Raw genomic sequence first — 14,340 nt, forward strand, 5'->3', positions numbered from 1 at the left:
GGAAAGCTATGAGAAATACAACTATAACTCGCCGGTGTGCCTTGGCACTCAGCACTGCGGTCACCCTGTCTTTCATATTGGTAGCACCAGCTGCGGCACAGAGCGGTTATCCAAACCGTGACATCACCTTCGTTGTTCCATATTCGCCCGGTGCTGTGGGTGACATTCTGGCCCGAAAATATACCGCGCTTCTTGGTGAGCTTCTGAAAGTCACTGTCGTCGTGAACAATGTTCCTGGCGGATCCGGTACGATCGGCACGGTAGAAATTTTTGGCGCCGAGCCCGATGGATATACGATCGGCTACGGCCATAACTCGCCTCTTGCCGTGCAGCCGCACAATAACCCAGGCCTGCCCTATACCAATGCTGAGGAGTTTACGACCATCGGCGGTGTCGGGCATCAATCCGGTACGGTTTCGGTCAACGGGGCTTCCCAGTGGAAAACCTTCTCTGAATTCGTTGAATCGGCAAAAGCCGATCCCGGCGGCATCTCCATTGCGGTGGGTGGTGCCGGTAACGTCAAAGACCTTCAATTGCAGCAGTTCCAGCAAGCTGCGGGCGTCGAGTTCAATATTGTGCCATTTGCGGGCGGCGGCGCTGAGGCCGTGGTTGCGGTGATGGGGCAAATTGTAGACGGCGTTTCGGTCGCGTCGACAAGCGTTCGCGGGCAGATCCAATCAGGTGATCTTCGCCCCTTGGCGATGTTCGTTGATCTTGAGGCCGACGAAGTGGATGGGTTTGAGGTAATTACGCACCGAGAATATCCTGGCATGCTGTATTTGCAGGATTCCTCGGGTGTAATTGGCCCCAAAGGTATTCCTGAAGATGTCGTAGCCGTTCTCGAGGCTGCACATCTCGAGATCATGTCAAACCCTGAGTTCATCGCCAAGCTTGAGGCTGACGGCTATGTCGTCGACCCGACGAACTCAAAAGAGTATCTCGCCCAGCTCGTCAGCGATTATTCCAATTTCGGTCAAATCCTTGGCAAGTGATAGCGCAGCGCACAAAACGCGCACCTGGCGTATTGGCCGCGCCATAGCCGGTATTCTGGGGCTGATTTTTGCCTTGGTCTACTTGTTTGAAGGCCGGAACCTTCCCGTTGGCCAAATGAGGGCGCCAGGGGCTGGTATCTTCCCGCTCGTGGTTGGAGTGATTTTTGCTCTGGTAAGCATGGGTGTCATCATCGACGCGCTTTGGAGCAAAATGCCGGGGAAGGTCACCTTGCCAGCTGGGGAAGACCGCAAGCGCTTGATCATCATCTTTTGCGCCTTTCTCGTCTACGTCGGTCTTATCAACCTACTCGGGTTCCTGATCTCAACTGTATTGTTGGTTATCGTCTTCACGCGTGTGGTTGGAGAAGTTTCCTGGCTTAAGGCCGCGATGTGCGGTTTCGGGCTCACGCTTTTGGTCTGGCTTGCGTTCGCGGTTCTGCTCGGAGTTCGGTTGCCAGCGGGAATATGGGGCTGACATGGAAGCAATAATGGGCTTGCTTCAGGGATTTAGCGTTGCTTTCCTCCCTGAAAATCTTTTGGCGGCGCTTGCCGGCGCTGCGCTGGGAACTGCCGTAGGTGTACTTCCAGGGCTTGGGCCACTCGGTGGTGCAGCACTTATACTACCGTTCACTTATGCCATGAGCCCCACCGCTGCGATCATCATGATCGCCGGCATTTACTATGGTGGAATGTATGGCGGTTCTACCACATCGGTGCTTCTTAACGTGCCTGGAGAGACCGCGTCGGTTGTCACAACGCTGGACGGTTACCCGCTAACGCAAAAAGGGCGGGCGGGACCAACCCTGTTCATCATGGCAGTTGGTTCAGCCATTGCTGCATTTATCTCGCTTGTACTGGTTACCCTGTTTGCACCCTGGCTCGCCAGGTTCGGCGTCAATTTCGGTCCGGCCGAATTTTTCGCAGTGATGACCTGTGGTCTGATTGTCCTCTCGCGAATATCGGGGGGTAATCTGGTCAGTAACCTGTTCCCACTCATGCTTGGCATTTTGTTGGGCACAATCGGGCAGGAGCCCGTGACCTCAATTGCAAGATTTACCTTCGGGTATTTTCCACTCATCGCCGGACTTGAACTCACTGCCATTGCTATCGGACTTTTCGGTATCGCCGAGATCATGCGCATGATCGAAAAGCGCGAATCCATACCCAAAATAATGCGTATCAGGGTGCGTGACATGCTGCCCAGCCGCGAAGAATGGCGCCGATCCTGGGCGCCGTGGGGACGCGGTTCACTGGTCGGCTTCGTATTCGGCCTCTTGCCCGGCCCTTCGGCGGCCTTGTCGTCATTTGCCTCTTATCAACTGGAGAAGAAGGTCTCGAAGGGGCGGCATGAAATGGGAACCGGCGCTATCGAAGGCGTGGCCGGACCTGAAGCAGCCAACAATGCGGCAGCGACTTCCGGGATGATCCCGGTCTTGGCGCTGGGGCTGCCTTTTTCGGCAACTCTGGCACTCATCCTGGCGGCTTTGATGATTCACGGTATCCAGCCCGGGCCGCTCCTGCCGGTTCAGCACCCCGATATCTTCTGGGGTGTGATTGCCTCTATGTGGGTGGGCAACGTCATGTTGCTGGTGCTCAACATCCCGATGATCGGCATCTGGGTTTCGATGCTCAAGGTGCCACCCTATCTTCTGGGAGCCTTCGTTCTGGTAATCGCTGCTGTGGGAACCTACAGCGTCCGGCACAATATCGTGGATGTCTATCTTCTGGCAGGTGCAGCGGGCGTTGGTTATTTCTTCAACAAGCTCAACTTCAGCCTGTCGCCGCTCATCCTGGGCTTCATTCTTGGCCCTGAGATTGAGAAACATCTCCGGCAGGGCCTGTTCCTCTCGAGAGGTGATCTCATCTACTTCATAGAGCGACCGATCGCCGCCACTCTCTGGGGCCTGACGATTGCAGTGTTCCTTGGCGTGATCATCTACCGACTATTAGGAAAGGATGCTGCACGTAAGATGGAAAAATTCGAGCTCGAAGACTAACGCAGAACATGTGCCATACCCTCCAGGGGAGCGGCGCATCGAAAATACCATGCAGCATATCGGAGACGACAATGGATCAGGATGTAACGAAACAACTGCCTGGCATGGCACCGCATCGCTCCCGATTCATGGGCTTCAATCATGCTGTTGCTGCCGGCCACTATCTCGCAGCGCAGGCGGCGTTTCAGATCCTGGAAGCGGGTGGCAACGCTATCGACGCCGGTGTCGCCGGTGGCATTGCACTGGGTGTCGTGCAAAGCGAATATGTTGGGTTTGGCGGGGTTGCTCCGATCATGATCCGGCTTGCAGAAACGGGGCAAACATGGACTTTAGCCGGGGTAGGGCACTGGCCGGCAGCTACTGATGTCGAGGTGTTTCGCACCCGTTTTGGTGGTCGTATCCCGCGCGGCGTCCTGCGCACTGTCATACCGGCGGCGCCTGCGTCGTGGATTGGGGCGCTACAACGCTTCGGCACGATGTCGTATGGCGAGGTCGCCTCGGCGGCCCTTTGCTTCGCACGCGACGGCTTTCCTATGCCCTCGTTAATGAACATGATCATCAACAAGCATGCGAAAGAATATGGCGCGTATGAGAGCAGTGCCGCGATCTATCTGCGAGATGGTAAGGCTCCGGCGGTCGGAGAACGTTTCGTCCAGAGCGACCTTGCCAGCGTGATCCAGTATATGATCGATGAGGAAAAGCGCGCACTGTCAACAGGCGATCGGGCAACAGGTCTGAAAGCTGCACGTGATGCCTTCTATCGTGGTGATATTGGCGCCAAAATGGTCCGTTATCACGAGGAAAACGGTGGCTGGCTATCCATGTCCGATCTCGCGGATTACGAGGTCAAAACGGAGCAGATAAATCCGACCCAGTTTGGCGATATGGAACTCTTTACGTGCGGACCGTGGTGTCAGGGCCCTGTACTTGCCCAGACGGCAGGCATGCTGAAAGTGCACGATCTAAAGGCATTTGGTCATAATTCAATCGACTATATTCATTTTCTGACAGAGGCGTTCAAACTGGCTTATGCCGACCGCCACGCCTATGTCGGAGATCCCGATTTTGTGGACGTCCCCTATACACAGATGGTTTCGCCGGAATATCTTGCGCAAAGGGCGAAAAATATTTCCATGGTAAAGGCAACCCCTGGCATGCCCGAGGCTGGCAATGCATACGGCTTTGCGCAACCGAACCCAAAAACTGCGCAATCTGTTGACGATGTTGAGCATCTTGATACCTCCTATATCTCGGTGGTTGACAAAGACGGGAACGCGTTTTCAGCAACGCCGAGCGATGGCTCTTCAACCTCGCCGGTCATTCCGGGGCTGGGTTTTGTTCCTTCAAGTCGCGGTGTGCAGTCTTGGGTCGATGCCACCGCACCGGCGGTTGCGGGCCCCGGGCGCAGGCCGCGTTTAACGCCAAACCCGGTGATCCTTCATAAGCCTGATCATTTCGTGCAGCCGATCGGTTCGCCTGGTAATGACGTCCAGCCGCAAGCAATTTTGCAGGTTATTCTAAATGTTCATGTTTTTGGAATGACCCCACAGGAGGCTGTGGAAGCGCCGCGCTTCGCCACTTTTAGTTACCCGCGTTCGTCCGAACCTCATTCCTATGACCCTGGTCTGCTCAAACTCGAAGAGCGGATTAATCCGGCTGTTTTCGACGGCCTTGCAGCCCTCGGACACGACGTTCAGCGCTGGCCTGATTGGGAGTGGACCGCCGGCGCGGTGTGCACGGTTCTTGCCGACAGCAAGGCAGGCTTACTTGAAGGTGGCGCCGATCCCAGACGTCCGACTTCGGCGCTGGCAAGGTAATCATCCAAAAAAGACTGAGAGGGTAAGGCATTGCCTCATCTCAAATAAAACCGAAAAGGGCTTTGGATGAACGACTTTTCCTATTCTATGCCGTATGGGGCGTCTCGTCGGCCAGTTATGGCACGTAACATGGTTGCCACCTCTCAGCCCTTGGCTGCGCAGGCCGGGCTCTCGATGCTGGCGCGGGGTGGCAATGCCGTCGATGCGGCACTGGCTGCAGCCGCGACGCTCACTGTGGTGGAACCTACGGGCAATGGTTTAGGCAGCGACGCCTTCGCAATTATCTGGGATGGTAAAGAATTGCATGGCCTCAATGCGTCGGGGCGTTCGCCTGCCGGTTGGACGCCGGAGCGTTTCGCCGGGTACTGCAAAATGCCGGCGCGTGGATGGGAGAGCGTTACGGTTCCCGGAGCAGTATCTGCCTGGGTCGATCTCTCGAAAAAGTTCGGGATGCTTGATTTCGAAACTCTCCTCGCTCCTGCCATCGGTTATGCCGAAGACGGTTTTGCCGTGTCTCCAATTATTTCCGATCTCTGGGCCAAGGGCACCGCTCTGCTCAACGATCAACCGGGTTTTGCCGAAGCATTCATGCCTCAGGGGCGTGCTCCGCACGCTGGAGAAATTTTTCGTAATCCGGCTCTGGCCGCTTCGCTAAGAGCCATTGCGGAAAGCAGGGGCGAAGAATTCTATCGGGGCGGGCTGGCGAAAAAAATCGCGGCGTTTGCTGCGGAACAAGGTGCGGCGCTGACGGTCGAGGACATGGCTGCCCACACTAATGACTGGTGCGGCACCGTTTCGATGGATTTCGGTGATGTGCAACTACATGAAATTCCTCCCAACGGGCAGGGGATCGTCGCGCTCATGGCGCTCGGCATCCTGTCCAATCTGCCGCTCGACCAGTACGGGCCGGACGACGCACAATCCTTGCATTATCAGATCGAGGCTATCAAACTGGCCATGGCGGACACTGAGCGGTTTGTATCTGATCCGGCTTATATGACGGTCAGCACCGATGCACTTCTCAATAAAGATTATCTCAAGTCTCGGGCCGCCTTGATCGATCCCGACCGCGCTCAGCAGTTTGAGGTTGGGGCACCGGTGCACGGTGGCACAGTGTATCTCACGACCGCCGATGCGAGTGGAATGATGGTCTCCTATATCCAGTCGAACTATTCCGGTTTCGGCTCCGGCGTGGTCGTGCCTGGCACAGGCATTCACCTGCAAAACCGAGGGCTGGGCTTCACGCTGGAGGAGGGACACCCCAATCAGGTCGGCCCCAACAAGCGTCCTTTCCATACCATCATTCCGGGCTTTCTTATGAAGGCAGGTAAGCCCCTGATGAGCTTTGGTGTAATGGGTGGCCCGATGCAGGCCCAAGGACACGTACAAATGGTTTTGCGCACTCAGCTCTATGGCCAGAACCCTCAGGCGGCAAGTGACGCACCCCGCTGGCGCTTCGTTTCGGACCTCAACGTTGCCGTTGAAAGCACAATGGCTGCAGATACCATCGATGCTCTGGAGGCGCGGGGCCATATCATTTCGCGCGAGGAACCCGACAGCAGCTTTGGCTTTGGCGGCGCGCAACTCATTCATCGCAATGACTTTGGGTATGTCGCAGGCTCCGACCATCGCAAAGACGGCATGGCCGTTGGATTTTAATGTCAGACTTAATTCCAGTCTTAGGAGACACTCATGATTGAACGCATCGAAAGCACGCCCATCATGCACCGCATCGTTAAAACCAACGGCATGCTCTATTTGGGAGGAATTGTTGCAGATGACTTCAGCGAGGACATGGAAGGGCAAACACGCCAAGTTTGCGGCAAAATCGAAAAACTTTTGGTTCAGGCCGGTTCGGGAAAAGACAAGATCGTTTCTGCACAGATTTATGTTACAGATATTTCTGCAAAGGGCGGATTGAACAAGGCTTGGACGGAATGGCTTGCGACCGAACATCTGCCAGCCAGAGCGACTGTAGGGGTGGCCAGCCTTGGAAGTGAAAATACCCTTATTGAAATCGTCGTTGTCGCCACTGCCTAGGTAAGCGGCACCATTTCCCGACCCGGACACAAATTACAGTCAATCATCACAGGTTAAATCCTCGCTTCAACCTTTGCGTGCGAAGTGGTTTGCGCCTGTTCTGGCAGGATTGACAGAGACGCGTGAAAGCGAGAAACACCCTGCTGGAACCGTACGTGCGGTTCCGGGGCGTGGAAACCCCAAACGATTAGGTGTGTTGTGCTGACCTGGAGCAGCACTATCTCTTGACCTATGGTCGGGGAGCCTGCGGCGTATGCAACAGGTTCTCCGAACTAAAGGCCGTGGGGACCGTATTCGTTCGGTTTTCCAACTCCCCGATCACCAGAGATCAAGGGGCCATGCGCGGGGACGTACCGCGCTTACCCCCTCTGATTGGGGGGGGGAATCGCATGAAATCCATCACCGTGGCGGTCGTGCTTCTCGTTGTCGTAGGCTCCGGATCGTTGCTGGCCGCGGGTAAAGCAGCGCCCGCCGGTTATGAATTGTGCGGCAGCAAAGTGCGGATCAACTGCATTGTCGATGGTGATACGCTGTGGAGCAACGGCGTCAAAATTCGCATCGCCGAAATTGATGCGCCGGAAATTATCCATCCTCGATGTGCTGCCGAGAAAAATCTTGGCGAGCAAGCCGCAATCAGGCTGTTGCAGCTCGTGAATGATGGCCCTTTCGACATCAAGCCATGGCATGGCCGCAGTACAGACAAATATGGCCGCCAGCTCCGTCTTTTGGTTCGCAACGGCCGCTCTCTTGGCAGTATTTTAATGGAGGAAGGCCTGGCACGCCCGTGGACCGGGCAGAGACAGTTCTGGTGCTGACTGGAATCTCGTTTACTGCGTACGTCATGCTCTCATAACAATAAGTAATATTATTTTAAATTTCTAAAATAACTGGAATATCAGACATAATAAAGTTGCCTGATTTTGTGGATTCACATATATGCGTGCCAAAATAAAATAAATTTATAATCATTAAAATATTATTATTCGAAATTAAATACTCAATCGTAAATAGCATAAGACTGAATCATCACTCATGGCGATAAAAATCAAAGCCCGTTTCAGCATAATTTTGAATAAAACTGCGTAAATAAAACTATATAGTAAGGGCCTGTTATGAGCGATAATGATTCAAATCCGGTGACAACCGATCAAGTTCTTGGAAATATAAAAGCTGCGATTTCCGATTATAATATAATCAAAAACGAAATTGAGAAAATCGAACTTCTTGTTCAAACACTTTTCAGCGATTTCGTTGATAAATCTCCAGAGTTGCCGACCTTCGATTTTGACGAGAAAACCAGGGCGATATTCTCCCAGGCCGGGCAGGCCGCTTCATTGCTTAAAGCTGAGGGGGAAGAACTGGCAGCCCTTATACCTGCCGCAAAAACCCAGATAAACCAGGTCGGGTGGGACGGATCGAAGGTTTATGACGATCTTTACAACGGCATCTGGCGCAACACACGCATGATCAAAACACCAGACAAGGTGCAGTTGGCTTTCGAAAAGCAGGCATTGATTGAATGGTACATGGGCAGTCGCTGTTGGCGCCTGATCAGTAGAGAAACGCTGTCACAACCATCGATCGCCTGACGACCGGATATCTAAGTGATCCTTCCGAAGAATTCGGTCGTCTCTCCTTCCATTTGCAGTTGCTCATGCACAGGACACTCTTCGCGCCGGCAGCAGGTTTCGAAAAGTGTTTTGCCATGACCTCTGCAAGCCAATTTGCATCTTTCATAAAAGTACATTATAAAATAAATATATTATAGAATATATAACTGCGTATAAATATTACTTTTTTCAATTTTGGCACGTATAGTTGTGTCATTTTGCCTGAACCACAACACCGGGTTTTATATCAAGTTCAAATATAGAGACAAGATGACGTGCTTATTTTCCTTCGAATAAAACCTTAAATTCCGGTATATCCTTAAATTTTTCAAATCAAGATTATTGGTTTGCCTATGAATTGCGAATAAAGTGGAGAAAACAAATGAGTTCTACTGACCCGGTTTTGACTACGGCTGAAATTTTAAATAATATTCGTTTGGCGATTGCCGAGTACAATAAGACAAAAGCAGAAATTTCTGGTGTCGATGAGGCCATTCGAAGCCTGTTGACCGACTTTACCGATAAGCCGGCCTTTGTTCCAGATTTTACACTGGACGAAGTGACCAAGGCGGTTTTCAAGCAGATGCAGGCCGGCAACGTTTTGAATCCGCTTGCCGAAGCGGGCTCAGACGCTATCAACCCTCCCGTTGAAGAGCCTATAGGTCAGGTCGGATGGGACCATCGCAAGACCTACGATAATGTTTACAATTCGGTTTGGCGCAATGCGCGGCTGGTCAGTCCTCGGTCCAAGCTGGCTTTGTCTTACGAGCTTATGGATTTCAAGCGCCGCATGAATGCGGGCATGGCGCCCGCAGACAACAATATGGTCTTCAGCAAAAACCTGAATTTTTCTTATCAGGCAGGTAATTTTGCGCCCGCGGGAAATGCGGATAATCGAGCTCTTGAACAAAAGAACAATATCTACCGGCAAAATATAACGTCTGTATACACAATAGCGAAATTCATTAATATTGTTACTGCGCTTTCTCATCAGGAAGGCGGCGGAGGTAAAGAAACGCTCCTTTTATCCGCGGATTTTTCTCAGATATTGCTTGAAGGCTTTTTCGCTTTTTATGCAAACAGAAAGGGCGCTGAAGCAACTGCCAACCAATTGATAGGTGGCGGAATTGGCATAGCGCTTGTCAATATTCTGCAGACTGCAGCTTATGCGTTGCAATTTCACGAGAATAAGGAAAGCGGAGCGTCCGGGCTTATCCTGGCAAGAGACGCCCTGTTGGCAACGGAAAACGCGCTTGAAGCCATGCGTGGTGTTGCCATGAGCCTCAGCGCCGCTGGCGTTGAAGGTCTTTCCGGTGTCAGTGGCGCAATTGGCGGCCTGGCAGCGCTGGCAGGTTTGACGTCTGATGCAATGCAACTGGCCGATGCTGCCCAGAACGAGGGCGCGTCCGGTGGTTATATAGCTGCTGGCGCCGCGACAATGATAACGCAACTGGCTGGCAGCCTGATGGTCTCCATGGCGGCTGGGCCGTGGGGTGCTGCCATTGGCGCAATGGTTTCGAGTTTCGATTTCCGGTCCCTTCAGCAATCGGTTGAAATGGGCGAGCTGAGCGACCAGTATTATCAACGGGCGAGCGACTCCGGTTGGCTTGGCTACAAGGCTATCGGCGATGTCCTCAAAGTTAACGAGCTGACACTCATCTCAGCCGGAATCCCGGGCCTTAATCTGCTTCCTGGAATTTTTGGCAGCCTCTTTGGTCCAAAATCTTCCGATCTTCAAAATGAGATCTGGGAAAAATACGGCACAGGTGAAAATACGAAGGAGTCATTGGCAACTGCCTACGGCCTGTTCTGGAACGCTGGCTACGATGATAATTTCAAGGCGGTGCAAGGCAAATATATTGACCTTGTCAAGACAATGGCGGCCACCACCGAGGTCAAGAGAGTTGTTGCCATTACCCGGCAGGAAGTGACAGCGGAGATGCTTGTCATTGGTGCCTATCTTGGCAACGCGGCTATCGAAAACATGAAGAGCTCCAGCAACGTGTCCGTCGACAGTCTTGGGGTCACAAGCCGGCTGAACTCGGATGAGATCGACATTACGACCAGCGCGGAATCTCAATATGTCTTTATCGACAGCCCGATCATGCCGGTATCGGATGAAGAGCGAAAGCAGATAAAGCAGGGTAAGAAGTCGTCTTATTCCACCAGTTTGCCAACAACGCCGATTAAATTTGTCGACAAGGGCGAAACGTCATCCATTATCGACGTGAGAAATGTTGCTACAACGCGTGCAAACATCATTACCCCTCAGCAATACAGTACTGCTTCCAAGGTTAGTGGTTCAGCAGGCGGTGTTGTGGTTAAAGCCGGCAACGGCAATGACCAGGTCATTTTCGGGCTGACCGCGGGCGAGATGGATGGCGGCGAAGGCATCGACGGCGCCGTCTATCAGCACGCCATTTCAAGTGCCGCCAAAGTCAATGTGTTCAATACGGACACTACAAGGTGGGAAGAAGTGATTGCGGGTGGCATTACCGTCGTTGCCACACCGAACACAGCAAAAACCGGTTCCGATTATGAAGTGTCGAAAATCGGCTACGGTGACATCCACGAAATAGTGCTGAAAGAAACCGTTATTGAAGAGGGTAAGAAGACCACCACCATCCAAACCCGCTCCATTGTAACGCATAAGAACGTATTCAGTGGTGTCAACGCCGACCTTTTGAAGAATGTCGAGTGGATTGCCGGATCCAATGTCAACGATAAATTTGTCGGCGATGCTCTTGCCCAGACATTTTATCTCAATGGCGGACGCGACGTCGCAGAAGGTTTGGGCGGAGACGACACCATTCATGGCGGTGACGACAACGATACTGTTGATGGTGGCGAGGGCTATGATCTGACCTTGGGTGGCGCTGGTGATGATGTGTTGCGTGACACCGGCACAGACACGGGACCCAAGCCCACTGGTGATGCCAATGTTGCGCCAACGAAGCTGGGCGACACCCTGATCGGCGGAGATGGCCTGGACACCATTTACGCCGGTGCGGGTGACGATCTTGTCTTCGGCGATACGCCGCCCGGTATGGAGGATGCCTCTGCGGCCGGTGCCAAAGTGGCTTACAAAGACTTCCTGTATGGAGAAGCCGGCAAGGACACAATTGACGGCGGCGCAGGCAATGATGTGATTTCAGGCGGCGACGGTGACGACCACCTGTTTGGCGGACTAGGCAATGACACGATTTCCGGTGATGCGGGCCGTGACCTGATCTGGGGTGGGGAAGGCAATGACAGCCTGATTGGTGGTGCAGACGGCGGCGCGCTGTACGGCCAGGAAGGTGACGACATTCTCACCGCTTCAAATGTCGGCACATTGCTGATGGGTGGTTCTGGCAAAAACACGCTGAGGGGCGGCAATGGCCATGACACCATCATTGGTGGTGCGGATTCGGACATCATTCAGGCGGGTGATGGCAATGACCTTATCTTCAATGAAGGTGCTGCGGCGAAAGTGCAGAACCAGGTCTTTGGCGGCGGCGGCAACGACATTTACGTCATGGTCGATAAAACGCTGTTCGATCTGTTTGATGGCGGCGCGGGAATAGACTGGGTCAGCGCACAGTTTCTGACCAAGGGCGTCGATATCAACCTGGAACGCCGAACGGCAGACTGGGCAGGCGGTGCAGCTCCGTCCAAAGACAGTCTGCGCAGTGTCGAGCGGGCTATCGGCTCGGAGTTCAACGACATTCTGACGGGCAGTTCAACCGACAACTACCTGATTGGCCGTGGCGGGAACGACTCACTGAACGGCGGCAACGGAAAAGACATTCTGTTTGGCGGTGCCGGCAGAGATGAATTGCGCGGAGGTGCCGGCGCTGACCTTTTGGATGGTGGTGCGGGAGATGACTATCTCTACGCATTGGGCGGTGACACATTCTTCTTTGACGGTGATTTCGGTCATGATCTGGTTTTGGCGGAAGAAGGGGGAAACATGGCCCGGGCGCTGCTGATTTTCACCGGCATCGATTATCGAAATCTCTACTTCGTTCGCGAGGACAATCATCTGCTGGTCCGCCGTGAACAAGTCATTCTGGATACCGACAAGTCGCAGTTCATGGGTCAGAGCGGCGTTATGGTGATGGATTTCTTCAAGGAGGAAAATTACAACGGCTTTGCTATCGCCGATCAATCCGGGCGAGCTCTGGTGGGTGTCCAGGTTGAAACGCTGACCAACGCCATGGCTGCTGCGACGGATGTCAGCTCACCGGGCTATGCCCAGTTTATGCAGCCAATCTGGAACGCGGCCTGGACCATCACTGCCCCTGCCTAGGCCCAAGCTTTCCTGTAACAAAAATGCCTTCGCGATCTGGCATCGCGAAGGCTTGAAACGAGCATTTAGCGCTTTCGATTGTCGAAGGCGCTTTTACTTTTTCCCGAAGGCTTCACGAACCTCGCTTTCAGTGATGCGAGCGTCCGGATTGCCCTTCTGGTTCAAATTCTGTTCCTCAGTTCCATCACCCATCATGCCCGGGTGCGGATCGGTATCCGAAACAGTTCGGCGCGCCAGATTGTTGGCCTCAGTCCACCCGGACATCCAATCTGCCCGAAGGCTGGACCCCACAGGGTATTCGCATGAAGACATTGGAAGATTGTGTTCAAACGCAAGCTTGCCTTGCGCAAAAGCATCCGTGGCCATCGAGATCTCCATTTTTGCTATAAGCAAAGAACGCCTAGATGGCGGTTTGGTTCCCACCTGTTGAAACGGATGGTTGATCGGCAAGTTGATCTGACAAATCAGAAAAGGCAGTTCTAATCCAGGAAATCGCTGAACTGTTCAATCTCCTGCTGGCTGGTGGACCAGCTCGTTACGAGACGAAGCAGCCGTTCATCGGGTTGGATGATAAAATCCGCCGGATCAGGCACAGGCCAGTCATAGAACATTGAGCCCGCGGCTTGCAGTCTCTCCGCCGCAGCATTTGGCACAATAACGAACGCTTCGTTTGTGGTGCCATCCCACGCAAGGCGTGAGGTGGGCGAACTGTTTATGGCTTGCCGCAAAAGAGTGGCCATAGCGTTGGAATGGGCTGCCAGTTCCAACCAGAGATTGTTCTGGAAATAGGCCAGGAACTGCGCAGCAATGAAACGCGATTTGGAAAAAAGCTGCGCTGAACGCTTGCGGATGTACGGAAACTGGCGTGCCTGTTCCGGATTGAAAAACACCACGGCTTCTGCGCACCAGCAGCCGTTTTTCGTGCCGCCGAACGACATGACATCAACACCGGCTTGCCAGGTCATCTGCGCCGGTGTCAGACCAGTTGCCACCAATGCATTGGCAAAGCGTGCGCCGTCCATGTGCAGGGGCAGGGCATGTTGATGAGCAAGCTGCGAAATTTCCGCCAGGGCGGCAGCCGAATAAAGCGTTCCTGCTTCGCCAGGCTGGCTGACAGATATAGCCATCGGCTGTCCGCCATGCACAAATTGCGGGTCAAACCCTGCAAGCTTGCTGGCCAAGGCGGCCGAGTTCATCAGGCCGTGCGCACCGCTGACTGCAGCCAGCTTTGCGCCGGGCGAGAAAAACTCCGGTGCGCCACACTCGTCAACATGAATATGCGCCTCGGCATGGCATAGAACTACACCGCCCGGCCTGTTATAAGCAGAGAGGGCCAGAGCGTTGGCTGCCGTTCCGGTGCCTACGAAGTATACGGCGACCTCTCGCTCGAACACTTCGTTAAACTGCGCGGCGACCTGACGATCGAGCGCACTTTGCCCATAGGCCGCCACTGCGCCCTGCGAGTGCTGGTTGAGAGAAGCTGCGATTGCCGGGTGTACGCCGGACCAATTGTCTGAAGCGAAGAACATGGACAGCGAATATACTGCGAAAAAGCCCGTGTAAAGTGCATTTAAATCGATTAAATTAGCTTTC

The 14,340-nt window shown here is 53.6% G+C and carries 11 protein-coding genes; 9 read left to right on the forward strand and 2 right to left on the reverse strand.

The window, feature by feature from the left end:
- Positions 1-41: 41 nt before the first annotated feature.
- The 9 genes from FPY71_RS05380 to FPY71_RS05420 all read left to right on the forward strand — a co-directional run bounded on the left by FPY71_RS05380 (position 42) and on the right by FPY71_RS05420 (position 12,747).
- On the forward strand, positions 42-992 hold the full coding sequence (locus FPY71_RS05380) for a Bug family tripartite tricarboxylate transporter substrate binding protein (protein WP_188052212.1): 951 nt from the start codon (positions 42-44) through the stop codon (positions 990-992).
- Entirely contained in the window at positions 982-1,467 is a 486-nt protein-coding gene (locus tag FPY71_RS05385) for a tripartite tricarboxylate transporter TctB family protein (protein ID WP_188052213.1), read from the forward strand. Before FPY71_RS05380 ends, FPY71_RS05385 begins: the two co-directional genes overlap by 11 nt.
- A gap of 13 nt (positions 1,468-1,480) precedes the next feature.
- Complete coding sequence (locus FPY71_RS05390; protein ID WP_210246235.1) at positions 1,481-2,989, forward strand: tripartite tricarboxylate transporter permease; 1,509 nt, start codon at positions 1,481-1,483, stop codon at positions 2,987-2,989.
- A gap of 71 nt (positions 2,990-3,060) precedes the next feature.
- Positions 3,061-4,806: a gamma-glutamyltransferase family protein gene (locus FPY71_RS05395; protein ID WP_188052214.1), complete on the forward strand. Its 1,746-nt coding sequence runs from the start codon at positions 3,061-3,063 to the stop codon at positions 4,804-4,806.
- A 66-nt stretch (positions 4,807-4,872) separates the two neighbouring features.
- A complete protein-coding gene (locus FPY71_RS05400) occupies positions 4,873-6,465 on the forward strand; it encodes a gamma-glutamyltransferase family protein (protein WP_210246236.1) in 1,593 nt (530 codons plus the stop codon).
- A gap of 33 nt (positions 6,466-6,498) precedes the next feature.
- A complete protein-coding gene (locus FPY71_RS05405) occupies positions 6,499-6,846 on the forward strand; it encodes a RidA family protein (RefSeq protein ID WP_149298307.1) in 348 nt (115 codons plus the stop codon).
- A 389-nt stretch (positions 6,847-7,235) separates the two neighbouring features.
- Positions 7,236-7,661 (forward strand): thermonuclease family protein, encoded by a 426-nt coding sequence (locus tag FPY71_RS05410; RefSeq protein WP_246160137.1) that lies wholly within the window; start codon positions 7,236-7,238, stop codon positions 7,659-7,661.
- 297 nt (positions 7,662-7,958) lie between these two features.
- A complete protein-coding gene (locus FPY71_RS05415; protein WP_149298309.1) occupies positions 7,959-8,435 on the forward strand; it encodes a hypothetical protein in 477 nt (158 codons plus the stop codon).
- Positions 8,436-8,838: 403 nt separating this feature from the next.
- A complete protein-coding gene (locus tag FPY71_RS05420; RefSeq protein WP_149298311.1) occupies positions 8,839-12,747 on the forward strand; it encodes a calcium-binding protein in 3,909 nt (1,302 codons plus the stop codon).
- A gap of 93 nt (positions 12,748-12,840) precedes the next feature.
- Here FPY71_RS05420 and FPY71_RS05425 read toward each other — a convergent pair whose 3' ends face one another.
- Both FPY71_RS05425 and FPY71_RS05430 read right to left on the reverse strand, forming a co-directional pair.
- Positions 12,841-13,113: an Rmf/CrpP family protein gene (locus tag FPY71_RS05425; protein ID WP_149298313.1), complete on the reverse strand. Its 273-nt coding sequence runs from the start codon at positions 13,111-13,113 to the stop codon at positions 12,841-12,843.
- 113 nt (positions 13,114-13,226) lie between these two features.
- The gene (locus FPY71_RS05430) at positions 13,227-14,276 is read right to left on the reverse strand and encodes a threonine aldolase family protein (RefSeq protein ID WP_149298315.1); all 1,050 of its coding nucleotides are present in this window, start codon (positions 14,274-14,276) and stop codon (positions 13,227-13,229) included.
- Between the last annotated feature and the right edge of the window lie 64 nt (positions 14,277-14,340).

The organism is Aureimonas fodinaquatilis, assembly GCF_008369445.1.
GTDB classification, from domain to species: Bacteria; Pseudomonadota; Alphaproteobacteria; order Rhizobiales; family Rhizobiaceae; genus Aureimonas; species Aureimonas fodinaquatilis.

What these genes read in the sequence shown, in the direction of transcription:
- FPY71_RS05390 (WP_210246235.1), top strand. Translation starts at nt 1,481, where the DNA reads ATGGGCTTGCTTCAGGGATTTAGCGTTGCTTTCCTCCCTGAAAATCTT.
- FPY71_RS05395 (WP_188052214.1), top strand. Translation starts at nt 3,061, where the DNA reads ATGGATCAGGATGTAACGAAACAACTGCCTGGCATGGCACCGCATCGC.
- FPY71_RS05400 (WP_210246236.1), top strand. Translation starts at nt 4,873, where the DNA reads ATGAACGACTTTTCCTATTCTATGCCGTATGGGGCGTCTCGTCGGCCA.
- FPY71_RS05405 (WP_149298307.1), top strand. Translation starts at nt 6,499, where the DNA reads ATGATTGAACGCATCGAAAGCACGCCCATCATGCACCGCATCGTTAAA.
- FPY71_RS05410 (WP_246160137.1), top strand. Translation starts at nt 7,236, where the DNA reads ATGAAATCCATCACCGTGGCGGTCGTGCTTCTCGTTGTCGTAGGCTCC.
- FPY71_RS05415 (WP_149298309.1), top strand. Translation starts at nt 7,959, where the DNA reads ATGAGCGATAATGATTCAAATCCGGTGACAACCGATCAAGTTCTTGGA.
- FPY71_RS05420 (WP_149298311.1), top strand. Translation starts at nt 8,839, where the DNA reads ATGAGTTCTACTGACCCGGTTTTGACTACGGCTGAAATTTTAAATAAT.
- FPY71_RS05425 (WP_149298313.1), bottom strand. Translation starts at nt 13,113, where the DNA reads ATGGCCACGGATGCTTTTGCGCAAGGCAAGCTTGCGTTTGAACACAAT.
- FPY71_RS05430 (WP_149298315.1), bottom strand. Translation starts at nt 14,276, where the DNA reads ATGTTCTTCGCTTCAGACAATTGGTCCGGCGTACACCCGGCAATCGCA.